The sequence below is a fragment of the Skermanella pratensis genome, assembly GCF_008843145.1.
Lineage (GTDB): Bacteria > Pseudomonadota > Alphaproteobacteria > Azospirillales > Azospirillaceae > Skermanella > Skermanella pratensis.
Genome location: NZ_CP030265.1, coordinates 654,741 through 676,823, shown reverse-complemented (window position 1 = coordinate 676,823; position 22,083 = coordinate 654,741). Strand labels below are relative to the sequence as shown.

The window sequence follows — 22,083 nt, the reverse complement described above, 5'->3', positions numbered from 1 at the left end:
ACCCTTATCCGGTGGACACTAGCTTGGTATTGGGAAACAGAAGGTCAACAAAACGTTCGGCCGTAGGCTGGGGTTCATGATTGGCGAGGCCCGGCCGCTCATTTGCCTCAATGATGACATAGTCGGGCTGGGTCACCGACGGTACGAGGAAATCGAAACCGACGACAGGGATATCCAATGCTTTCGCCCCGGCGATGGCGGCATCGACCAACGTCCTGTGCAGTCGGTCGGTGACATCGTGAATAGTACCGCCGGTGTGAAGGTTGGCGGTCTTGCGGACCGGCAGGACCTGCCCTTCCGGCAGCACGTCGGTCATGGAGAAGCCGTTGGCCGCGACGCAGCGCTCGGTCTCCGCATCCATGGGGATGCGGCTCTCGCCGCCGGTCGCCGCGGCGCGGCGCCGGCTCTGGGCCTCGATCAGTTCCCGGACGGTGTGCTCGCCCGTCCCGGTGACCTCCGCCGGACGGCGGATCGCCGCGGCGACGACGCGGTAGTCGATCACGATGATCCGCAGGTCGTCGCCCTGGAAGAACTGCTCCAGCAGCACGGTCTCCGCGTGGTTTCGGGCCTCGGCCACCGCCTTGGCGACCGCTTCGGGCGTGCGGACGTCGACGGTGATGCCCTTGCCCTGCTCGCCCCGGGCCGGCTTGACCACGATCGAGCCGTGCTTCTCCAGGAAGGCGGCGTCGTCCTCCGGCTTGGCGGCGGCCTGCTGGGCCGGCACCCTCAGCCCCGCCTTGACCATGAGCCTGCGGGTGACCGCCTTGTCGTCGCAGCGGCTCATGGCGACCGCCGTGGTCAGCTCGCTGAGGCTCTCCCGGCAGGTGATAGACCGGCCGCCGTAGCTGAGCGTGAAATAGCCTCCCTCGGCGTCCACCACGTCCACCCCGATACCGCGGCGCCGGGCCTCGTTGATGATGATCATCGCGTAGGGGTTCAGCGTCTCGTCGGGCGGCGGCCCGACATAGAGCTTCTCGTTGATCGAGTTCTTCGTCTTCAAGGCGAACACCGGCACCCGCTGGAATCCCAGCTTCTCGTAGAGGGCAATGGCATTGACGTTGTCGTGCATCACGGACAGGTCCATGAAGCTGCGGCCGCGCGCCTGGAAATGTTCGGCCAGCGTCCGCACCAGGTTCTCGCCGATGCCGGGGAAAGAGGCTTGCGGATCGACCGCCAGGCACCACAGGGACGAGCCGTTCTCCGGGTCGTTGAAGGCCCGTCCGTGGTCGACGCCCGTGACCGAGCCGATCACGTTGCCGCTCGCCGCATCGACCGCGACGAAGTACGTGAGCACGCGGCTGTTGCGCTGGTCGTGGAAGAAGTGGGGCGGGACCTGCACCATGTTGCGGCCGGCATAGATGCGGTTGATCGCCTCGGCGTCCTCCACCGTGCGCAGCCGGCGCACCGTGAAGCCGCGCGGCCGGCGCCGGCTCGGCCGGTAGTTCTCCAGCCAGAGGCGGTAGGTGTGCGACGGGTCGAGGAACAGCTCCTGCGGCGCCAGCGACAGCGCCACGTGAGGATCGCGCAGGTACAGCGCGATGTCGCGCCGGCCCGGCCTCTCCTCCCGAAGCGCCTTCGCCAGTTCCGGCAGGTCCGGGAAGGTGTGGGCGAACAGCAGCCGGCCCCAGCCGCAGTCCACCGTGACGTTCTCCTCGAGGACGGCCTGGCCGGGATGGTGCTGGTCGCGCGAGTACCAGTTGCGGAGCGACGGCGCGTTGCGCCGCTCCAGGCGGTGCTGCGACCTTGGGTTGGGAGGCTGGGTCATGGTCAGATGCCGTGTGTCTGGAGCCAGAATTCCAAGAGGGCGACCTGCCAGAGCTTGGAACCGCGCAGCGGCGTGATGTGGCTGTCCGGCTCGGCCAGCAGGCGATCCACGTAATCCCGCTGGAACAGGCCGCGCTCGCGCGCCCTGGGCTCGTTCAGCACGTCCCGGACGAGGTCCAGATAGGGACCGCGCAGGTACTTCAGCGCCGGCATCGGGAAATAGCCCTTGGGCCGGTCGATCACCTCCGACGGGACGACCCGGCGCCCGGCCTCCTTCAGCACGTATTTGCCGCCCTCGGCGATCTTCAGCTCGGGCGGGACGCGCGCCGCCAGTTCGACAAGGTCGTGGTCCAGGAACGGGACGCGGCCTTCCAGCCCCCAGGCCATGGTCATGTTGTCCACCCGCTTGACCGGGTCGTCCACCAGCATGACGCTGGTGTCGAGCCGCATCGCCTTGTCGATCGGCCGGTCCGCGCCGGGCTGGGCGAAGTGGCGCTCGACGAAGGCGCGGCTGTGATCGTCGCCCAGCATGCGCGGGTCGAGCACCCGGGCCATCTCCGACTGGTCGCGGTCGAAGAAGACGCGCGCATAGTCGGACACCGGATCGCGGCTCCCCATCATGGGCGGATACCAGTGGTAGCCGCCGAAGATCTCGTCGGCCCCCTGCCCGCTCTGCACGACCTTGACGTGCTTCGCCACCTCCTGCGACAGCAGGTAGAAGCCGATCGCGTCGTGGCTGACCATCGGCTCGGCCATGGCGCGGACGCAGTTCTGCAATTCCGGCAGGGTCCGGCTGCTGTCCACGAACAGCTTGTGGTGGTCGGTCTCGAACCGCTTGGCGATGATGTCGGAATACTGGAACTCGTCGCCGCGCTCGTTGCCGACGGTCTCGAACCCGATCGAGAAGGTCTGGAGTCCGTGCTGCCCGGCCTCGGCCAGCAGCGCCACGATGATCGAGCTGTCCAGCCCGCCGGAGAGCAGCACGCCGACCGGCACGTCGGACACCAGCCGCCGCTCGACCGCCTTGCGCAGCGTCTCCAGGACGAGGTCCTGCCAGTCGCTCTCCGACAGGCTTTCGTCACCGGACCGCGGGCCGAAATTCACGGTCCAGTAGACCTCCTCGCGCTTCGTCCCGTCGGGTTCGATGGTGAGCAGCGTCGCGGGCGGCAGCTTGCGCACGCCCTTGAGGATGGTCATGGGAGCCGGCACGACGGCGTGGAAGCTCATGTAGTGGTGGAGCGCCACCGGGTCGATGTCGGTATCGATGCCGCCCGCGGCGACCAGCGCCGGCAGGGTCGAGGCGAACCGGATCATGCCCGGCGTCTCGGCCAGGTACAGCGGCTTGATGCCGAGCCGGTCGCGGCCCATCACGACCCGGCCGCTCTCGCGCTCCCAGATCGCGAAGGCGAACATGCCGTACAGCTTCTCGACGAAGCGCGGCCCCCACGCATGGTAGGCCTTCAGCATCACCTCGGTGTCGCCGTGGGAGAAGAACCGGTAGCCCTCCCCTTCGAGTTGGGCGCGCAGTTCCGGGTAATTGTAGATGCAGCCGTTGAACACGATGGTCAGGCCCAGGGCCGGGTCGACCATGGGCTGCTGGGCGGCGTCGGACAGGTCGATGATCTTGAGGCGGCGGTGGCCGAACGCCACCCGGCCCTGCGCGAAGGCACCCGCGCTGTCGGGGCCGCGCGGCGCCAGCACGTCGGCCATGGCACTGACCGCCCTGCCGTCGGCGGCGCTTCGATCGAGCCTTATCTCACCGCAAATGCCACACATGGGTTGTTTGATCTCCTGCTTGTTGGTCGGCCCGCGACAATGTCGAAAGCACCTCTGGTCAAGGGGAGCGTCACCCTGTCGCGGGCAACACCGGGGCAGCGGAAGCACCCTTCAGTGCTCGGTCACAGCTTAAACACATTCCGGGCAAATAGGTTCGAAAGGTTCATGCTCAGTACGGATGCCGGATCTCGATAATATAAACTACCAAATCCGATGTGTCGTCCAAGTCTAGAAAGTCATCATACCGGCAAGAATGAGCCGTTTACTGCTCGGGCTTCCGGAACTCTGTTGCACAAAATTTGTACATTTCAGGATTGTCGCGGCTTGATCGGTCCTTTCCGCGGATTTCAGCGGGCATGGCAGGTTTTCCCCTGACCCGTAGCAATCGCTCATGACGCAAACTGTATGCGTGTCCAACAATTATCACTTTCTAGCCAGGGTATGATGATTGTGATAGAGAGCCATCTCTACGAGAGAAGCTTCGTTCCAAGAAATTCGAAGATCAATGGAGTACTGAGGATGTTTCGTTCCTGGCGTGTCGCCTGTGCCGTTTCCGCCCTGACTGCAGCCCTGTTCGCCGCCGGCACCCCGGCCCCGGCCAGCGCCCAGGAAGCCGCCGCCTTCAAGCCCAAGGCAGCCGGCGACATCAACATCCGCCTGCGCGGCATCGGCGTGGTCCCGACCGAGCGCGGCGGCATCAAGTTCAACGACGGGTCGCCGACCGGCCTGGACGCCAATGTCGGAAACGCCTACGTCCCGGAAGTCGACTTTTCCTACTTCGTCACGGACAACATCGCCCTGGAGCTGATTGCCGCAACCACGAAGCACGACGTGGATGCGTCCAACGCGATCGGCCTCGGCAGCGTGTGGCTTCTGCCGCCGACCCTGACCCTGCAGTATCACTTCGCTCCCAAGGAGCGGTTCAGCCCCTATGTCGGCGCCGGCGTCAACTACACCATCTTCTACAACGAGAAGAGGGGTGATGCCCAGTCGATCAAGTACGACGACAGCTTCGGCGTCGCGCTGCAGGCCGGCTTCGATTACGCGATCTCCGGCCCGTGGTCGCTGAATGTGGACGTCAAGAAGCTGTGGCTGAGCACCGACGTCAAGGCGAGCGTCCTTGGCGGCATCCCCGTCAAGGCCGACGTGGACCTCAACCCCTGGATTTTCGGCGTCGGCGTCGGCTACCGCTTCTAAGCCGGGCCGCACCGTCGGATCGCGGGAAATGCGGGCTTCGGCCCGCATTTTTCGTTTGGGCCGCCGGTCCTTCCACGGATGAATACGGATCGGCGCGGCTTCACCGTCGTGGAGAAAAATGTAGGTCGGATAGAGCGAAGCGGCACCCGACGGAGCAGGCGTGGTGATGTCGGGTGCCGCTTCGCTCTACCCGACCTACGGAACGCCCCTTATTCGTTCATGCGCAAACCGGCGTGAGGGAGTTTGCACGTGGATGACCGGATCAAGTCCGGTCATGACGAAAAGGGAGTGCCGCGGCCCGTGATAATCGCTTTTGCGGTCCGAGCAAAACCCTGCCGGACAGCCGGGGATGTTCTTTTCCTTCATGCGCGGGCTTGACCCGCGCATCCACGCGGAAACCGGCATGAGGGAGCTTGCACGTGGATGACCGGATCAAGTCCGGTCATGACGAAAAGGGAGTGTCGCTGCCCGTGACGATCGCTTTTGCGGTCCGAGCGCAACCGTGCCGGACAGCCGGGGATGTTCTTTTCCTTCATGCGCGGGCTTGACCCGCGCATCCACGTGCAAGCTCCCTCATTGGTTCTCGGGATAGACCTTCGGCCGGCCGGCGGCGCGGCTCTCGTATTCTCCGCGCACTTCGTCCACCACGGTGCCCGACCACAGCTTGACGCCGGTGATGTAGGCGGCGCGGCCGATCATGTGGGAGGCGACCGGGACGGTCAGGAGCAGGAAGAAGATCGCGGCGATGGCGCGGGCGACGATCTCGTCGGTGCCGTACAGGACCGCCACCGCCGCCAGGATCATGCCGGCGCCCAGGGTGCCGGCCTTGCTGGAGGCGTGCATGCGGATCAGCACGTCCGGCAGCCGCAGGACGCCGAGCGCGCTGACCAGGGAGAAGACGGCGCCGCCCAGCAGCAGCACGCCAGCCAGGATCTCCAGGATGGTGCCGATCATGGCCCGAGCTCCTCGGTCTTGCGTTCGTGGCGTCCGCGCCGCTCCAGGAAGCGGGCATAGGCGACGGTACCCAGGAAGGCCACCAGGGCCAGGGCGATGGCGGCGTCCAGGAAGACGGGCTTGTCTTCCCGGATCGCGAACAGGGCGATGACGCCGACCGCCAGCAAGGTCAGCAGGTCCAGCGCCACGATCCGGTCGGGCAGCGACGGCCCGCGGACCAGCCGGACGAAGGCGATCAGGATCGATATCAGCAGGACGATGAAGGTGATCTCGATCGACCAGTTGAGGAAAGGCGACAGGTCGCTTCTCATCGCGTCAGCTCCAGCAGGCGGCGCTCCATGCCGTTCTTGATCTCGGCCCGCACCTTCTCCGGATCGTCGATGAACATGGCGTGGACGTACAGGGACTTGCGGTCGGGCGCCACGTCGAGCGTCAGGGTGCCCGGGGTCAGCGTGATCAGGTTGGCGAGGAGGGTAATCTCCAGGTCGGTCCGGGCGTCGATCGGCACCCGCACCACGCCCGGCCGGGCATAGATCGGCGGGGTCACCACGTCCCAGCCGACCCGCAGGCTGGACACGACCAGCTCCTTCAGGAAATAGAAGAAGAAGCCGATGATGTGCCACAGCTTCCAGAAATACGGGTCGTTGCCGAACACCGGCCGGGCGATCCACAGCACGGCGTAGCCGACGGCGAAACCGATCAGCAGGCCGCCCATGCTGAAGGTGCCCGTGACGGCCTGCCAGACGATCGCAAGGGCCAGGTTGAACATGAACATGGTCATGGCTGCGCTCCCGCGTGCTGCGCCCCGCTGGGTCCCAGCACGGCCTCGATGTAGGGCGCCGGCGCCAGCAGTTCGGCCGACGCGCGGGTCGCCAGGTCCAGGAACGGCTGGGTCCACAGGCCGATCGCGACGGTCATAGCCGCGAACACGACGATCGGCCCGATCAGCAGCACCCGCTCCTTGGCGGTCAGGTCAGAGATGCCCAAGACCCTGATGTCGCCGCCGGGATGGGGCTTCCAGAAGGCCTCGCCCCAGATCTTGGTCATGGAGAACATGGTCAGCAATCCCACCAGGATCGCGGTCGCGGCGATCGCGTAGGAGCCGATCTCCAGGCTGGCCCGGATCAGCACCAGCTTCGCCCAGAAGCCCGACAGCGGCGGGATGCCGGCGAGGCTGAGCGCCGGGATCAGGAACAGCACCGCCAGCAGGGGCGACGCCTTGTAGAGCCCGCCGATCTTCTTCAGCTCCATCGACCCGGTCAGCCGCTTCGCGACCCCGGCCACCAGGAACAGGTTGGTCTTAACGATGATGTGGTGGACCAGGTAGAAGACCGCGCCGATCAGCCCCAGAGGCGTATAGAGCGCCAGCCCCATCACCATGTAGCCGATCTGGCTGATGATGTGGAACGACAGGATTCGGCGGATCTCGTTCTGGGCCGCGGCGCCGAGCACGCCGGTCACCATGGTCAGGCCGGCCACCACCAGCAGCGCCGTGTGGGTATAGGCCACGTCGCCGGTGAAGATCAGGGTGAAGGTCCGGACCAGGGCATAGACGCCGACCTTGGTCAGAAGCCCGGCGAAGATCGCGGAAACCGCCACGGCCGGCGTGTGGTACGAGGCCGGCAGCCAGAAGAACAGCGGGAACACCGCCGATTTTATGCCGAACGTGATCATGAACAGGATGGCCACCGTGGTGACCAGCCCCTGCTGCTCGACCTGCGGCAGCCTGACGGCCAGGTCGGCCATGTTCAGCGTCCCGGTCAGGCCGTAGAGGATGCCGACCGCGATCAGGAACATGACCGTGGCGACCACGTTGATCACGGCGTATTTGATGGCGCCGTCGAGCTGCTCCTTCTCCGCCCCCAGCGCCAGCAGCGCGAAGGAGGCGATCAGCATCACCTCGAACCAGACGTAGAGATTGAACAGGTCGCCGGTGATGAAGGCCCCGGTCACGCCGGTCAGGAGCACGTGGTAGAGCGGGTGGAAGCCGTTGCGCTCCCGGTCCTCGTTGATGTCGGACAAGCTGTAGAGGCCGACGCCCAGCCCCATGATGCCGGTGATCAGCACCATCACGGCACTGAGATGGTCGGCCACCAGGGTGATGCCGAACGGTGCAGGCCACCCGCCCATCTGCCCGGCCAGGATGCCGCCCTGCCAGACCTGGGCCATCAAGAGGATGGCGGTGACGAGATGGAGCGCGGCGCCCGCGGCGCTGACGGCGCGCTGGGCGGGGCGATGGTTCCACAACAGGATTGCGAGCACCGCGGTCGTCATGGGGACCAGGATGGGAGCGATCAGATACCAGCTCACGATGCGTCACTCCCGGCAGGTTCCCGCCCGACAGGTTCGCGTATGTTCCCGACCCGGTGGGAGGCGTCCCGGACCTGGGGACGGCGGGGCTCCTCGGGTTCGGGGATGTCCTGGTCGGGGTGCGGCGGCTCGGCCAGACGCATCCGGTCGCTGTCCACCGTGCCCAGTTCCTGATAGCCGCGATAGACCAGCACCAGCGCGAAGGCCAGCAGGCCGAAGCTGATCACGATGGCGGTCAGGATCAGGGCCTGGGGCAGCGGGTTGGAATAGACGCCGGTCAGCCCCTTGGCGCCCGGGGCGATCAGCGGCGGCAGCCCCTCGGTCATGCCGCCGGCCGCGAAGATCACGAAGTTGGCCGCGTTGCTGAGCAGGATGAGGCCGAACAGGACGCGCACGAGATTGTGGCTCAACAGCAGGTAGACGCTGCCGGCCGCCATGAATCCCAGCGTGAAGGCCATGAGGGTTTCCACCTACACGTCCTCCTCTTCCAGGGACAGCACGATGGTCAGCACCGCGCCGATCACCACCAGGAAGACGCCGATGTCGAACAGCAGCGGCGTGCCGACATGGAAGGCCGCGTCCCCCTCGCCCCAGTGCAGCCACTGGCCGGTCAGGAAGGCATCGCCCGGGAACGCCGACCACAGGCCGGCGGCGATGGCGCACAGCATCCCGCCGCCGACGATCGTCTTCGGATCGAAGCCCAGCACTTGGCGCAGGGCCGCCGGACCATAGGCGATCGAGTGGAGCGCGAAGGCGCTGGCGGCGATCAGGCCGCCGATGAATCCGCCGCCGGGCTCGTTGTGCCCGCGCAGCAGGATGAAGAAGGAGAACAGCAGCATCAGGCTGAGCAGGAGCCGGGTCGCCGTCCTAAGGATCAGGCTGTCCATCATTGCCGGCCTCCGGTCCGTTCGGTTTCGGGAAGGGGCGTCTCGGGCGGCCCGCGCCGGGGCCGGGCCTTCAGCAGGGCGAAGGCGCCCAGCCCCGCGGCAGCCACTACCAGGATCTCGCCCAGGGTGTCGACAGCCCGGAAATCGACCAGGATCACGTTGACCACATTGCGGCCGAAGCCCTCGGTATAGCTGCGGGTCGCGAAATACTCGCTGAGGTCCAAGGGGATCGGCAGGTCGATGACCGACAGCATCACCGCCGTGACGACCGCGCCGAAGGCGATCGAGATGACGGCGTCGCGGACGGCGCTTCGCCGGTTGGGCCGGTGGAACGCGGTCAGCCGCGGCAGGCGGGCCAGGACCAGCGCCACGATGATGACCACCAGGGTCTCGACCATGAACTGAGTGATCGCGACGTCCGGGGCGCCGTAGAGCAGGAAGATCAGCGCGATGACGACGCCGACCACGCCCAGCGACAGGATCGCGACCAGGCGCGATTTGGCCACGACGGCGGCGGAGGTCGCCGCGATCACGGTCAATGCCAGGACCCAGGCGGTGTAGGGCGCCTCCAGCACCGAGACGTAGGGCATGGTAAAGGCCCGGTGGATCACCATGGTGGCGCCGATCGCCACCGTCGTGAAGACGATGGTGAACATCACGTAATGGCGCAGATAGCCGGACTGGATCACCCGCGTCTGCCACCAGGCGACGCTGACGAGGCCCTTCAGGATGCGGTCCCAGCCGCTGTCGGAGTCATAGCGCAGCGCCCGAGCGATGCGATCGAGCACCGCCTTGACCCGGGGCCAGCCGACGTAAAGGGCGACTCCGAGCGCCACGGTCACGACGCTGAGCCCCAGCGGCGTGGTGAAGCCGCCCCAGAGATAGATGTGGACTTCCACCGCCTCCCCCGCCAGCGAGGCGGCCACGGGCACCACGAACAGGCGCTCCAGCACCCCATAGAACACGCCGAGGGCCAGGCCGGTCACGGACAGGACGACGGGGCCGAGCCACAAGCTGACCGGCGCCTCGTGGGCGTGCTTCGGCGTCTCGACCTTGGGGCCCAGGAAGGGCTTGACGAAGACGAGGCCGGCGGTGACCAGCATCAGGGCGTTCGACACCAGCATGGCCAGGGTGGCGATCCAGCCGAGCACCGGCATGCCTTCGCCCGCCATGCCGCTCCCCGCCATGCCGACGGTGCTGGAATACATGAACTCCTTGCCGAGGAAGCCCAGGAACGGCGGCAGCCCGGCGTTGGACATGGCCGCCAGGCCGACCGCGGCGGCGGTGACCGGCATCAGCCTCAAGAGGCCGCCGAGCTGGCCGACTTCCCGCGTTCCGGTCTCGTGGTCGATGGCCCCGACGCCCATGAAGAGCGCACCCTTGTAGCAGGCATGGGCGAGCAGGTAGACGGCGAAGGTTTCGACGGCGTAGACGCTGCCGATGCCGATCAGCATGGTCAGCTGGCCCAGGGCCGTGATCGTGGTGTAGGCCAGGACCCTCTTCAGGTCGGTCTGCCGGACCGCCAGGATGGCGCCCAGCAGCGAGGTGAAGGCGCCGAAGCCCACCAGCGTGTAGATCCAGACCTCCGTCCCGCCCAGGGTCGGGGAGAGTCGCGCCATCAGGTAGACGCCCGCCTTGACCATGGTGGCCGAGTGCAGGTAGGCGCTGACCGGAGTCGGCGCGTCCATCGCGTTGGGCAACCAGAAATGGAACGGGAACTGGGCCGACTTGGTGAAGGTGCCGACCAGGATCAGGATCAGGATGGCGAGATAGAACGGATGCTCGCGCAGCAGGTCGCTCTGACCGGCCAGTTCGCTCAGCTCGAAGCTGCCCCCGACGATCCCGAGCAGAATCAGCCCGGCCATCATGACCAGGCCGCCCAGCGAGGTCACCAGCAGCGCCTGGAGCGCCGACCGGCGCGACTTGGGGCTGTCGTGCAGATAGCCGATCAGCAGGAAGGACGTGACGCTGGTCAGTTCCCAGAACACGATCAGCGAAATGACGTTGTCGGCCAGCACCACGCCGAGCATCGAGGCCATGAAGGCCAGGATATACAGAAAGAAGCGGGGCAGCATGGGGTCGCCATGCAGGTAGCCGCCGCAATAAATCACGATCAGCGTGCCGATGCCGCAGACCATCAAGGCGAAGGTCAGGCTGAGGCCGTCGAGATAGAACGACAGGTTTACGTCGAGGCCCGGGATCCAGGGCACCACCTCGCGGACCACGCCGCCGGCGGCGATTTCCGGGAGGAATCCCGCGAACCATACGGTCAGCGCCGCGGGGACGATGGCCAGGATCCATCCGCCCAGTTTCGGCGATCTGCCTGCGACAATTGGTGCTACCAGCGCCCATGCAAAGATGCCGAGAATAGCACTCAGCATCGGCGGAGTTCCTCCGCGGGTTCCATGCTTCCCCCTGCCCACTGGCTGGCTGTTGATTTCATTCAAAAAGACTGGCGCTATATGGGGTCCGGTCCGCTTGTTTCAACCTCGTGGGTTTTATTTGCATTTTAGGAATCGTCCCCTTTGGTCGCGCCAGCGACAGCTTGCCACGGGCGAGCCGAAATCCGTGCGCCTATAGTTGAGGCAAGAGAGACAGAGTTGCAGGGGTGTTAGATGTCCGACCGCGCTATCGTGGCGCTGGGAGTGTGGCTCCTATTGCTCGTACTCATGGGCACCGCCACGATCGGGATCGCCACCGCTTTCTACATCGGCCTCGGCACGGTGATGGCGGCACTGGCGGCAATCCTATTCATCGCCTCCCGCAGGCGGGCCGACGGACGGCACGCCGGCGCCGGTCCCGGGAGGGCTTAGCTTGAGGGTCGGCCTGGTTCCTCCCGCCCGGCCCTACTCTTCCCCTATCGCCATCCGCCCGGCGGGGCCGCGGGCGAACAGGTTGGGGCTGTACATGTCTTCCACAAAGGCTCCAAGCAGGGCGTAGTCGCCCGGCACCACGGCACGCGCCAGATAGACCAGCCGGAACGCGGGCCGGGCGGGCGTCAGGTCGAGCTCGGCGACGAACCGGTCGTCGCGGAACTCGACGTGGTTGGCGGCGCTGAGATCGCCGAGCCAGGACAGGTCGCCGAGCTGTCCGCTGTCGGCCAGCCGGACGTTCTCGATCTCAAGCCCGGCCGGAAGCATGTCCACGACCAGCGCCTGGTGGTCCTCACGCCTCAGGCTCTCGCCCTCCAGGATCATCACGAGCACCTGACCCTTCGCCACCCCGGCCGGATCGACGGGCGCGCCGTCCGTTCCGAGGATGGTGCGCTGGATGCGGAATCCCTCCGCATCGGCCGGCAACGGGTTCGCCGGCACTCCCGCCAGGGTGACGGACCGGTAGAGCGGTGCCGAACCGGCGTTCTCGATCGGCATCGCCCGGCCGCCGGGCTGGAGCCGGCGGTACAGCGGACCGGACTCCGTCATGGGCTGGCCGTCCAGCGCCAGTTTCATCTCCCCGGCCTTCGAGGCCAGGGCGGCGGCGGCGTTCAACACCCAGGCCCGCTCCTGGGTGCTGGTCGCCTGGGCGTCGGCCAGCATGGTGGCGAGCTGCCGGGCAAGGCCGGCCAGCCGGTCCCGGTCGCCCCCGGCTTCCGCCAGGAGCGTGATCACCGCGGCCTGGTCGCGCAGCTCCGAACCGAAATCGCGCATGCCCCCGGGTTCCACGCGGGCGCGGTCGAGCCGGCCGAAGGCCTCGGCGGCGCGGTCGGCGTCGCCCAGCCGGGCGAGCGCCCCCGCGACCTGGGCGCGGGCCAGCCGGGTCGGCAGGGCGGCCCAATGGGTCTCCTGGAAATAGCGCGCCTCGGCCAGGTCGACCGCCTTGCTGCCCGCGAGGGTATAAAGGGCATAGGCACGCGCCGCCAGCTCCGCCTCGTCGAACCAGGCGTTGTCGAGCACGCCGTTCAGCCACTCGATGCCCTTCCGCCAGGGCGCCTCGGGCACCCGGTAGCCCGCCTCGCGCGCGCGGCCGAGGAAGTCCAGCGCGTAGGAGGTCAGCCAGAGCTCCCCCGGCCCCTGGGACGACCACATGGCGAAGGCGCCGTCGGACCGCTGGACCGAGATCAGCCGGTCGATCGCGCGCTGAACACGCTGGCGGACCTCGGCCTCCGACGCGATATCCAGGGCCGCCATCACGGGGCCGAGCCGGAGCAGCGGCATCGCCCGGCTGGTGATCTGCTCGGCGCTGCCGTAGGGGTGACGGTCGAGCGACAGCAGCAGTCCCGGCAGGTCCAGGTCGGGCATCGTCCCGATCGCCAGCATGACGGCGACCGTCTCGCGGCGGAGTGCCACCAGTTCGGGCACCACGTCGGGCGAGACGGTCGATTTCCGGCCCGGCTCGATCAGTTCGACATGGCGGCGCGCGACCGCGGGCTGCAGACGGCGCACGCCGACCGGCCATTCCCGGGTGACGGCGAACCCGTCGGGCCCGGTGACCTCGGCCCGGACCAGACCCGCGCCGACGCCGGTGCCGGCGATGGTCAGGGGCACCGTCACCGGCTTGCCGGGCCGGACATCGCGGAGCGCCACCTCGCCGCCGTCGCGCAGGGCGACCATCCCCTCGGCGGTGAAACGAACCGAATAGTCGCCGCCTTTCCGGCCCCGGTCGGTCAGGGTCAGCGGGACCTGCGCCACGTCGTCCGGCGCCAGGAAGCGGGGCAGCCCCAGCTCGACCAGGACGGGATCGCGGACAGCGGCGGTCGCGGTGGCGCTGCCGACCTTGGCCGGCGTCCACGCGACCGCCATCAGGCGCAGGCGGCCGTCGAAATCCGGGATCTCCAGCGGGACCTCCGCCGTGCCGTCGGCGCCGACCGTGACGATGCCGGAATGAAGCGCCGTCATCTCCCTCCGGCGCGGTGGCGGCGGGTCGCCCGGCCGGCGCCGCACCGGCGGAACCATGACGGACCGGATGCCCGGCGAGGCCGAGGCGCCGTCCCGGTCCACCAGCGGTCCCCTCACGTCCCGCAGGTCGACTTCAAGCGGGCGCCGGCCGAGATAATGCACCGCCGGATCGGGAGCGGCGAAATCGGTCAGCCGGAGCATGGCGTCGTCTACGGCCGACAGGGTCAGGCGGACCTGCGCGCCCTCCTCCGCCCCGCGCACCGTGACCGGGACGCGGACCCGCCCCCGGGGAGCGAGGTCGGCCGGGGCGGCTATGGAGACCTCGAGACGCCGGGGCGCGGGATCGACCGCGAGCCACGCGCTGCCGACCGCCCGGCGCGACGCGGCGCCGTGGGCGGGCTCTGCCGGGGCGAAGGCGGTGGCGACCACATGGACGCCGGCGGTCCAGGACGGGTCCACGGGGATGTCCAGGAAGGCGCCTTCCGGCCCGATCCGGCGCAGCACCGTCTGGTGGACGGCCCGGCCGGCGACGGCGACCAGCACCTGGGCCCGGTAGGGCGGCTTGACGAAGACCTTGGCCGTTTCGCCACCGGAATATTTAGGCAGCATCACCGCCACGTCCACCTGGTCCGGCCGCTCGCCGGCGGTCGGCGTGACCCACGAGCCGGCCGAGAACCGCAGGCTGGTCGCGACACCCGTTCCGGTATCGAAAACCTCCAGCCGGTACCGGCCGGAGCCGACCGGCTGCTCGATCGCGGCGCGGCCGTCGGCGCGCGGTTCCGCCGCGACCGCGAGCGTCCCGCCGGTCAGGCTCTTGTCCTTGACCCGCGCCCGGTAGTCCCAGTGGCCGTCCGCCTCGAACCAGGCGTAGTCGTAATCCTCCTCGAACAGCTCATAGGACAGGGACGGCCGGTCGAGCGGCGCGCCGTCCGGTCCGATCGCGACTACGTCGAAGGCGGCGGTGGCCCCTTCCGGCACGGCATCGCCGCCGAAGCGGGGCTTGATCCCGATCGCGAAGGGCTGGTGCCGGACCGGGAGGGCGATCTCGTGCACCGCCGGGCGGCCGCCGATGTCGTAGAGCGTGCCCTGGATGACGGCTTCCAGCGCGTGGCTGGTGTCGGGCGGCTCGGGCAGGCGGATTTCCACCCGGGCGACGCCGTCGGGTCCCGTGACGAAGCCCGGCGCATCGGTCCGCAGCGGCTCGAACGGCTGCTGGACCAGGCCGAAGCGATAGCCGGCGAAGCCGGGATACGGCTCGGCCGCGCGGCGCAGGGTCACCGCCAGCTCGCCCGGCAGCTTCGCCGCGGGGCCCGCCCTGCGGTACCGGCCGTCGATCCGAAGCACCAGGCTTTCGCCGGCATCCGCCTGGTCGCGGTCGGCGGCGAGCCCGACGTCGAGGCGCGGCGGCACGAAGTCCTCCACCGCGAAATCGACCCGGCCGATCGGCGCGCCGTCCGGCTCCAGGTGGGCGGTGACGGACCATTGCCCGGCCGCGGCGGGACGGGGCAGCTCCAGGCCGAGATGGTAGCTTCCGGCCCCGGAGTCGGCCGCCTGCCGCCGGTCCACCTCGAACCCGTCCGGGCGGTGAATCCTCAGGGTCAGGCCCCGTCCCTCGACCGCGACGGCGCTGGCGTCGCGCAGCAGGGCGTTGAGGAACACCGTCTCCCCCGGCTGGTAGAAGCCGCGGTCGGTGTAGAGCCAGGCGTCCAGGGGCGGCGCGTCCGCGCCGGGGCCCGCGCGTTCCGACAGGTCGGTCGCGGCGGCCACGTCCAGGAACGCCATGTCGCCGGACGCGCCATAGGCGAAGACCGCCTGCGGCGCTCCGCCGCCGGTGCCGCGCAGGGTCTCGCGCGGGAATCGGGCGATTCCGTCCGGTCCGGTCGGGAGCTTGCCCAGCTCGGCGTTGCTGCGCGCCAGCAGCCGAAGCTCGATCCCGGACAGGGGTTCGGCGGTGGTCAGGCTGCGGGCGAACACCAGCAGCCCGTCCTCCCCGCGAAGGTGGTCAGCCCCAGGTCGGAGACGACGAACCACTGGGTGGCCTTGGCCTCCCACGACTCGCCCTCCCGGTCGGCGTTGCCCGCGACGGCGAGATAGACGCCCGGCTTCAGCGCGCCGCCCGAGGCGCCGATGACCGCCTCCACCGGGAAGGGCGTGACGACGGCCTGGTTCCGCCTTTCGCCGATCGCCATCTCCCCCTGCCAGACCTGGGTGCCGCTCCGCTCCACGATGCCGCCGACGTCCAGTTCCGTCAGCGCCTGGCTGATCCGGCCGTAATAGATCTGCTCGACCAGGGAGCGGTCCTCGATGCGCAGCACCTGCAGGCGGGCGCGGGCGACGTTGACGGTGCGCAGCGGCAGCCCCTCGGCGCCGACCTGGGGCAGGACGTAGCCGGCGCCCCGGAAGGCCAGGACGGGCTTGCGGTCCGGCACCGCCACCTCATGGCGCGCGGGTTCCCCGAGCACCGCCCCGTCGGCTCCCGGCAACCCCTGCTTCAGCGTCACGCCGTACCCGGCGCCGTGGCTCAGCCCTTCGAGGCAGAGGGTGGCGCCGCGGGCGATCGCGGTCACGCGCACGGGCGGCTCGACCTCCACCTGCGCGGCGTAGTCGGTCGGGGAGGACTTCTCCAGCGGGCGGGTGAAGGTGAAGCAGGCCTGGGGAACGTCGCGTTCCGCCAGGATCTCGACCCCGGCGACGCCGAAGGGCGGCGCTTCAGCGATCGGTTCCGGTGCGGGTTGCTGTGCCGGAGCGGCCGTCGAACACCCAAGGGCCACGGCGAGAGCGAGCCCGAACGGACGCAGTATGCGCATGAAACGACAAACCCCGATACCGGCTTGAATAACCAGCTGGCGCCGCGCGGCACCCGCTGGAGCATGACGCCGGATTATGGCGCAAGTTCTATGCAATTGCCTTGGAAATAGCGCTTGAGCCGGGCGATCGCCTCGTCCAGCAGCGCATCCTGCTTGCAGAAGCAGAAACGGATGAAGGTGCGCACCGGGCTTTCGGCGAAAAAGGCGCTGACCGGGATCGCGGTCACGCCGGCCGCCTCCGTCAGGTTCAGGCAGAACGCCACGTCGTCGCCGTCGAACCCGGTGGAGGAGATGTCGGCGATCAGGAAATAGGTGCCGCCGCTGTGCAGTACGGACAGCCCGGCCTCGCGCAGGCCCGCCGCCAGCCGGTCGCGCTTGGCCTGCATCGACGCGGCGAGGCCGGTGAAGTACGCCTCCTCCTTGGCGAGGCCGTAGGCGACCCCGGCCTGGAGGTTGGGCGCGGTCGTGAAGGTCATGAACTGGTGGGCCTTGGCGACGGGCTGGAGCAGCTCGGGCGATCCCGTCACGTAGCCGATCTTCCAGCCGGTCAGGGAGAAGGTCTTGCCGGCGGAGCCGACCCGCAGGCAGCGGTCGCGCAATCCCGGGATGGTGATCAGGGGAATATGGCGGGCGCCGTCGAACACCAGGTGCTCGTACACCTCGTCGCAGACCGCGTAGGCGTCGAAGCGCCGCATGAACTCGCCGATCAGCTCCAGCTCGGCGCGGGAATAGACCTTGCCCACGGGGTTCAGCGGGTTGTTCAGCACCAGCGCCTTGGTCTTCGGGCCGAACACCCGCTCCAGGTCCCCGCGGGTGAAGCTCCAGTCCGGGGCCTTCAGCGTCACGATCCGGGGGATGCCGCCGGCCAGGCGGACGATGGGCAGGTAGCTGTCGTACATCGGCTCGAACAGGACCACCTCGTCGCCCGGCTCGATCAGCCCCAGCAGGCAGGCGCCCAGCGCCTCGGTGGCGCCGGAGGTCACCATGACCTCGCGCGCCCAGTCCACCTCCAGGCCGTAGAACCGGCGGGCGTGGGCGGCCACGGCCTGGCGCAGCTCCGGCGTGCCCATCATGGAGGGGTACTGGTTGTAGCCGTCCAGCAGCGCGTCGGCCGCCGCCCGGAGCACGTCGGCCGGCCCGCGGTCGTCGGGAAACCCCTGCCCCAGATTGATCGCCCGATGCTTGAGGGCCAGTTGCGACATCACCTCGAACACGGTGGTGGGCATGTCGCGGAAGAGAGGATTGCCGACTTTGGCGGTCATGATGGGATCGGGCGCTTCTGTGGACACGGGAGGCGGGAACTTAGCGGATCGAACCCGGCGGGTCGATGGGCCATGCCGCCTAAAGCAGGTCCCGCAGCATCGCGACCAGGGGCTTGTCGGCCGGGGGCATGGGGTACTTGCCCATGTCGTTGGGCCGCACCCAGGCCAGGGACTGGCCCTCCAGCGGGGCGACCGTGCCCTGCCAGACGCGGCAGACATAGAGCGGCATCAGGAGGTGGAAGCTCTCGTAGCAGTGCGAGGCGAAGGTGAAGGGAGCGAGGCAGCTTCCCGCCGTCTCGATCCCCAACTCCTCCCGCAGTTCGCGGACCAGCGCGTATTCCGGGCTTTCGCCCTCATGGACCTTGCCCCCGGGGAACTCCCACAGGCCGGCGAGAGCCTTGCCTTCCGGCCGTTGGGCCAGGAGGACGCGGCCGTCCGGATCGACCAGGGCCACCGCGACCACCAGCAGGATCGGCTTGCCGGGCTCGGGGGTGGAGTTCGGGTCGAAGCAGTTCATGGGGATCCAGCCGGAAGAAGCGTCACCGCCGGATCAGCTCCGGTAGCTGCCGTTGATGTCGATGTAGCCGTGGGTCAGGTCGCAGGTCCAGACCGTCGCGGCGCCGGACCCGATGCCCAATTCGACCAGGAAGTCGATGTAGCGGCCCTTCATGTGCTCGACCACCGGCGTCTCGTCGTAGCCCGGAACCTCCATGCCGTCGGCCGCGATCAGCACGCCGCCGGCGGAGATCCGCAGCTTGTCGCGGTCGGCCTTCTCGCCCGCCTTGCCGACCGCCATGACGATGCGGCCCCAGTTGGCGTCCTCGCCGGCGATGGCGGTCTTGACCAGCGGGGAGTTGGCGATGCTGAGCGCGATCCGCTTGGCCGCCTTGTCCGACGCGGCACCTTCCACCCGGACGGTGACGAACTTGGTCGCCCCCTCGCCGTCGCGGACGATCTGCCGGGCGAGATCGACCATCAGGGCGTTGAGCTGGGCCTTGAAGTCGGCCAGGGCCTTGTCGCCGGCCTTGGTGACCGGCTTGTTGCCGGCCTGACCGGTGGCGCACAGCAGCACGGTGTCGCTGGTCGAGGTGTCGCCGTCGACCGTGATGCAATTGAACGACCGCTCGTTGGCCTCGGCCAGCAGCTTCTGGAGCACCGGGGCGGCGATCGCCGCGTCGGTGAACACGAAGCCCAGCATGGTCGCCATGTCGGGCGCGATCATCCCGGAGCCCTTGGCGAACCCGTTGATGGTCACCGTGGTGCCGCCGATCGTCGCCGTGCGGGTGACGCCCTTGGCGAAGGTGTCGGTCGTCATGATCGCCTTGGCGGCCGGGAACCAGCCGTCGGCGTCGAACGAGTTGGCCAGCCCCGGCAGGTGCCGGGCGATGGCGTCGGCCGGGATCGGCTGGCCGATCACGCCGGTGGAGGCGACGAACACCTCGCCGGGCTCGCAGCCGGCGAGCCGGGCCGCCGCCTCCACCGTGGCCTGGACGAACGCCTCGCCGGCCTTGCCGGTGAAGGCGTTGGAATTACCCGAATTGACCACGATCGCGCGGGCGCCGCCGCCCGCCAGGTTCTTCTTGCACCAGTGGACGGGTGCCGAAGCGGTCAGCGACCGCGTGACCACGCCGGCCACCGTCGTGCCGGGATCGAGGAGCGCTACCATCAGGTCGTCGCGGCCCTGGTAGCGAATGCCGCAATTGGTCGTAGCCAGCCGGACACCGGGTATTGCCGGCATCCAAGGGAAGTCGCCGGGTGCAAGGGGAGAGATGGTCGGTGCCATGGTGGTCGTGGCTTTCGGGTCGTGGAAGTGTCGGTAGGTTACGGCTTGGGAGCCGGGGCGGCACCCGGGGCCGCGGCGGGCTGCTCGGGCATCGGCGAGCCGTCCATCTGGAAGCGCTCGACCTTGGCGTCGCCGCGCAGGTCCTCGACCAGCTCGCCGATCACCTGCTCGGAAACTTGGCTGCGGAGCTGCTCCTGCACCTCCTCGAAGGTCGGCGGGGTGCTCTGGCGGCGCTCGACGACCTTGATCACGTGCCAGCCGAACTGGGTCTGGACGGGGGTCTCGCTGACGTCGCCCGGCTTCATGGCGAAGGCGGCGTTGGCAAAGGGCTCGACCATCTGGTCCTTGGTGAAGAAGCCGAGGTCGCCGCCCTGCTGGGCCGCGGCCTTGTCGGTCGACTTCTCGCCCGCGATCCTGGCGAAGTCGCCGCCATTCTTCAGGTCGGCGATGATCGCCTTGGCGGCGTCCTCGGACTCGACCAGGATGTGGCTGGCCTTGACCTCGTCCTGCGGCGGGTTCTCCTGCTTGAACTGGTTGTAGGCTTCCTGGAGGCGATCGGCGGTGATGCGCTTCTGGACTTCCGTGGTCAGGTAGAGCTCCTGGACGATGCGCTCCTCGGCGCGCTTCATCCGCTCCGCCACTTCCGGGTCGTTCTGCACGTTGTTCTTGTAGCCGGCTTCGGCCACCAGCTTGCCGTTGATGATCTGGTCGATCACGGCGGGGAAGATCATCTGCACGGGCATCTGCTGAACCTGGGGCGGCAGCGACGCGATCGTGCGCATGACCTCGGAGCGCCGGATCTCGGCCCCGTTGACCTTGGCCACCACCGGATCCTCGCCGGCGCCGGTGCCGGCGCCGGCCGGGGGAGTCGTGCCGGTCTGGGCCAGGGCGGCGAAGCCGGCGCCGCCGAGCGCCAGCGAGACGGCGGCGACGCGGAGGACTCGTGCGAACATGAGAAGTTCCTTATTCAGCGGAATGACGGGTGCGGCGACATGCGCCAGCGGTCCGCGGTCGCACGCACTTTTTCCCTTTCGCAGCGATTAAGCACGGCTTGATGCGGCTTGCAAGGCGGGACTGCCGGGGTCCGTCAAATGCCCGAACCCCGCCACATCCCGGCCATGGATCGTCCGATCCGCCGCCTTATTTGCCCTTTCCGGGGGCTTCGAGGGCCACTCCGGTCACCTTGACGACCGCGGTGCGCTTGCCGTCGATGCCGAAATCGTCGTCGTTGACCAGCATCAGCGCGCCGTCGCCGAAAAGGGCCATGCCCTCGATCTTGGGCGCGATCCCGGGATGGTCCGCGGTGTCGAGCACCAGGGCCTTGGCGGCCGGCACGATGCCTTCCTTGGCGAGGTCGGCCTGTTCCAGCGAGGGGGCGGTGGCCGCGTCGTCCCACTTGCCGCCCTTGATGTCGGTGGCACCGGCCAGGGCGATGCGGAAGATCTTGGTGGTCCGCTCCGTCCGCTCCAGGATCAGCAGGTCGTCGCCGGAGAGATGCATCAGCTCGCTGATGCGCACGGTGCTCTGCTTCTTCTTCTCCTCGCCCCGGTAGGCCGAGGCCGGCTCCATCACGTAGACATATTCGCCCGCGACCTGCATCGTCGCGCGGTCCAGCTTGAACAGCCGGGTATTGGCGGCGTCCGCGTAGGCGTCGTTGTCCGGGTTGGCCAGCGGGTTCTGCAGGACGAAATAGAGGAACTTCTCATCCTCGGAGACCGCCATGGATTCGATGCCGCGGTTCAGCGCCCGCTTGGCCAGGATGGCCGGCAGCGTGCCCTTCACCTCGTACCCGGCGCCGGCATAGTCCTTTTCAGTCCCCGCCGGGACGTGGCGGACCTGGATGCGGCCGTCTGGAGCCGCGTGCAGGATGGAAGGCCCGTTCTCGTCGCCGATCCAGAAGCTGCCGTCGGACAGGCGGACGATGCCCTCGGCGTCCACGGCGTTCGGGTTCTGCTTCAGCTTGGCGCCGGCGGCGTCAAGCGGCTGCTCGGTCGAGGCCACGGTCAGCGGGTTCAGCATGCCGTCCACCGGGTTGCCCCGGGCGTCCTTCAGCGAGATGCTGTCGAGCACGCGGAAAGTGCCGCCGTCCAGCACCTGGATGCGGTAGATCGAGGGGCTGTATTCCGGCACCGGGTAGATCCGGCCGCGCTTGACGTCGCCGCAGATCCTGTCGCCCTTGACGCCGACGATGTCCTCGGCGTCGCCGCAGGTGAAGTTGGGACCCTGGTCGCTGACCGTGTGGAAGATGTCGGCGGGATCGTCCTTGCCGCGGAACGCGCCGCTGCCGATCCCGACGGAGAGGTCGAGCGTCCTGCCTCCCTCGAAACCGACCTTGCGCAGGGTCAGGATCGGATCGCTGCTCGTATATACCTGGACGGCCACCGCGGGCGCCTGGGCGGCGGCTGGAAACGGGGCGGCGGCGAGCGCGCCGATCATGAGGGCCGGTATCGGGAGCAGGGGTGCGCGCATTCCGTCGGGTCTCCGCAATCAGGACAATTTCGCGGAACT

18 protein-coding genes are annotated in these 22,083 nt (G+C 68.4%); 2 read left to right on the top strand and 16 right to left on the bottom strand.

Annotated elements, in window-relative coordinates; all coding sequences use genetic code 11:
• Nucleotides 1-4: 4 nt before the first annotated feature.
• The gene (gene ngg, locus DPR14_RS03060; RefSeq protein WP_158043864.1) at nt 5-1,765 is read right to left on the bottom strand and encodes an N-acetylglutaminylglutamine synthetase; all 1,761 of its coding nucleotides are present in this window, start codon (nt 1,763-1,765) and stop codon (nt 5-7) included.
• A 2-nt stretch (nt 1,766-1,767) separates the two neighbouring features.
• Nucleotides 1,768-3,540, bottom strand: coding sequence for an N-acetylglutaminylglutamine amidotransferase (locus tag DPR14_RS03055; protein WP_158043863.1), 1,773 nt, complete (start codon nt 3,538-3,540; stop codon nt 1,768-1,770).
• A gap of 519 nt (nt 3,541-4,059) precedes the next feature.
• Here DPR14_RS03055 and DPR14_RS03050 point away from each other — a divergent pair.
• Entirely contained in the window at nt 4,060-4,737 is a 678-nt protein-coding gene (locus DPR14_RS03050) for an OmpW/AlkL family protein (protein WP_158043862.1), read from the top strand.
• Between the two features lie 573 nt (nt 4,738-5,310).
• Here DPR14_RS03050 and mnhG read toward each other — a convergent pair.
• From mnhG to DPR14_RS03015, 7 genes are read right to left on the bottom strand one after another with little or no spacing between them, the layout of a single operon-like run.
• A complete protein-coding gene (mnhG, locus tag DPR14_RS03045) occupies nt 5,311-5,691 on the bottom strand; it encodes a monovalent cation/H(+) antiporter subunit G (protein ID WP_158043861.1) in 381 nt (126 codons plus the stop codon).
• Nucleotides 5,688-6,002 carry an MrpF/PhaF family protein gene (locus DPR14_RS03040; RefSeq protein ID WP_158043860.1) on the bottom strand — a complete coding sequence of 105 codons (315 nt, stop codon included), beginning with the start codon at nt 6,000-6,002 and terminating at the stop codon, nt 5,688-5,690. Before DPR14_RS03040 ends, mnhG begins: the two co-directional genes overlap by 4 nt.
• Nucleotides 5,999-6,472, bottom strand: coding sequence for a Na+/H+ antiporter subunit E (locus tag DPR14_RS03035; protein ID WP_158043859.1), 474 nt, complete (start codon nt 6,470-6,472; stop codon nt 5,999-6,001). Before DPR14_RS03035 ends, DPR14_RS03040 begins: the two co-directional genes overlap by 4 nt.
• Nucleotides 6,469-8,001: a Na+/H+ antiporter subunit D gene (locus tag DPR14_RS03030; protein WP_158043858.1), complete on the bottom strand. Its 1,533-nt coding sequence runs from the start codon at nt 7,999-8,001 to the stop codon at nt 6,469-6,471. Before DPR14_RS03030 ends, DPR14_RS03035 begins: the two co-directional genes overlap by 4 nt.
• Nucleotides 7,998-8,471, bottom strand: coding sequence for a Na+/H+ antiporter subunit C (locus DPR14_RS03025; RefSeq protein WP_158043857.1), 474 nt, complete (start codon nt 8,469-8,471; stop codon nt 7,998-8,000). The genes DPR14_RS03030 and DPR14_RS03025 overlap by 4 nt, the downstream gene beginning before the upstream one ends.
• Nucleotides 8,472-8,891, bottom strand: coding sequence for a Na+/H+ antiporter subunit B (locus DPR14_RS03020; protein WP_246148777.1), 420 nt, complete (start codon nt 8,889-8,891; stop codon nt 8,472-8,474).
• Nucleotides 8,888-11,269, bottom strand: coding sequence for a putative monovalent cation/H+ antiporter subunit A (locus tag DPR14_RS03015; protein ID WP_158043856.1), 2,382 nt, complete (start codon nt 11,267-11,269; stop codon nt 8,888-8,890). The genes DPR14_RS03020 and DPR14_RS03015 overlap by 4 nt, the downstream gene beginning before the upstream one ends.
• A 234-nt stretch (nt 11,270-11,503) precedes the next feature.
• Here DPR14_RS03015 and DPR14_RS03010 point away from each other — a divergent pair, with 234 nt between their 5' ends.
• On the top strand, nt 11,504-11,701 hold the full coding sequence (locus DPR14_RS03010; RefSeq protein WP_158043855.1) for a hypothetical protein: 198 nt from the start codon (nt 11,504-11,506) through the stop codon (nt 11,699-11,701).
• Nucleotides 11,702-11,734: 33 nt separating this feature from the next.
• On the opposite strand, the gene DPR14_RS03005 is transcribed toward DPR14_RS03010, so the two are convergent.
• The 7 genes from DPR14_RS03005 to DPR14_RS02980 all read right to left on the bottom strand — a co-directional run bounded on the left by DPR14_RS03005 (nt 11,735) and on the right by DPR14_RS02980 (nt 22,044).
• The gene (locus tag DPR14_RS03005) at nt 11,735-15,697 is read right to left on the bottom strand and encodes an alpha-2-macroglobulin family protein (RefSeq protein ID WP_192499241.1); all 3,963 of its coding nucleotides are present in this window, start codon (nt 15,695-15,697) and stop codon (nt 11,735-11,737) included.
• Nucleotides 15,679-16,530 (bottom strand): hypothetical protein, encoded by an 852-nt coding sequence (locus tag DPR14_RS27085; protein WP_192499240.1) that lies wholly within the window; start codon nt 16,528-16,530, stop codon nt 15,679-15,681. Before DPR14_RS27085 ends, DPR14_RS03005 begins: the two co-directional genes overlap by 19 nt.
• A gap of 74 nt (nt 16,531-16,604) precedes the next feature.
• Nucleotides 16,605-17,792 carry an aminotransferase gene (locus tag DPR14_RS03000; protein WP_158043853.1) on the bottom strand — a complete coding sequence of 396 codons (1,188 nt, stop codon included), beginning with the start codon at nt 17,790-17,792 and terminating at the stop codon, nt 16,605-16,607.
• Nucleotides 17,793-17,871: 79 nt separating this feature from the next.
• Nucleotides 17,872-18,309, bottom strand: a complete 438-nt coding sequence (locus DPR14_RS02995; RefSeq protein ID WP_158043852.1) for a (deoxy)nucleoside triphosphate pyrophosphohydrolase — start codon at nt 18,307-18,309, stop codon at nt 17,872-17,874.
• Between the two features lie 33 nt (nt 18,310-18,342).
• Complete coding sequence (argJ, locus tag DPR14_RS02990; RefSeq protein ID WP_158043851.1) at nt 18,343-19,575, bottom strand: bifunctional glutamate N-acetyltransferase/amino-acid acetyltransferase ArgJ; 1,233 nt, start codon at nt 19,573-19,575, stop codon at nt 18,343-18,345.
• 38 nt (nt 19,576-19,613) lie between these two features.
• The gene (locus DPR14_RS02985; protein WP_158043850.1) at nt 19,614-20,528 is read right to left on the bottom strand and encodes a peptidylprolyl isomerase; all 915 of its coding nucleotides are present in this window, start codon (nt 20,526-20,528) and stop codon (nt 19,614-19,616) included.
• Nucleotides 20,529-20,715: 187 nt separating this feature from the next.
• Complete coding sequence (locus DPR14_RS02980) at nt 20,716-22,044, bottom strand: esterase-like activity of phytase family protein (protein WP_158043849.1); 1,329 nt, start codon at nt 22,042-22,044, stop codon at nt 20,716-20,718.
• Nucleotides 22,045-22,083: the final 39 nt, after the last annotated feature.

What these genes read in the sequence shown, in the direction of transcription:
- DPR14_RS03040 (WP_158043860.1), bottom strand. Translation starts at nt 6,002, where the DNA reads ATGAGAAGCGACCTGTCGCCTTTCCTCAACTGGTCGATCGAGATCACC.
- DPR14_RS03055 (WP_158043863.1), bottom strand. Translation starts at nt 3,540, where the DNA reads ATGTGTGGCATTTGCGGTGAGATAAGGCTCGATCGAAGCGCCGCCGAC.
- argJ (WP_158043851.1), bottom strand. Translation starts at nt 19,575, where the DNA reads ATGGCACCGACCATCTCTCCCCTTGCACCCGGCGACTTCCCTTGGATG.
- DPR14_RS02995 (WP_158043852.1), bottom strand. Translation starts at nt 18,309, where the DNA reads ATGAACTGCTTCGACCCGAACTCCACCCCCGAGCCCGGCAAGCCGATC.
- DPR14_RS03000 (WP_158043853.1), bottom strand. Translation starts at nt 17,792, where the DNA reads ATGACCGCCAAAGTCGGCAATCCTCTCTTCCGCGACATGCCCACCACC.
- DPR14_RS27085 (WP_192499240.1), bottom strand. Translation starts at nt 16,530, where the DNA reads ATGCGCATACTGCGTCCGTTCGGGCTCGCTCTCGCCGTGGCCCTTGGG.
- DPR14_RS03015 (WP_158043856.1), bottom strand. Translation starts at nt 11,269, where the DNA reads ATGCTGAGTGCTATTCTCGGCATCTTTGCATGGGCGCTGGTAGCACCA.
- DPR14_RS03035 (WP_158043859.1), bottom strand. Translation starts at nt 6,472, where the DNA reads ATGACCATGTTCATGTTCAACCTGGCCCTTGCGATCGTCTGGCAGGCC.
- ngg (WP_158043864.1), bottom strand. Translation starts at nt 1,765, where the DNA reads ATGACCCAGCCTCCCAACCCAAGGTCGCAGCACCGCCTGGAGCGGCGC.
- DPR14_RS03020 (WP_246148777.1), bottom strand. Translation starts at nt 8,891, where the DNA reads ATGATGGACAGCCTGATCCTTAGGACGGCGACCCGGCTCCTGCTCAGC.
- DPR14_RS02980 (WP_158043849.1), bottom strand. Translation starts at nt 22,044, where the DNA reads ATGCGCGCACCCCTGCTCCCGATACCGGCCCTCATGATCGGCGCGCTC.
- DPR14_RS03010 (WP_158043855.1), top strand. Translation starts at nt 11,504, where the DNA reads ATGTCCGACCGCGCTATCGTGGCGCTGGGAGTGTGGCTCCTATTGCTC.
- DPR14_RS02985 (WP_158043850.1), bottom strand. Translation starts at nt 20,528, where the DNA reads ATGTTCGCACGAGTCCTCCGCGTCGCCGCCGTCTCGCTGGCGCTCGGC.
- DPR14_RS03050 (WP_158043862.1), top strand. Translation starts at nt 4,060, where the DNA reads ATGTTTCGTTCCTGGCGTGTCGCCTGTGCCGTTTCCGCCCTGACTGCA.
- mnhG (WP_158043861.1), bottom strand. Translation starts at nt 5,691, where the DNA reads ATGATCGGCACCATCCTGGAGATCCTGGCTGGCGTGCTGCTGCTGGGC.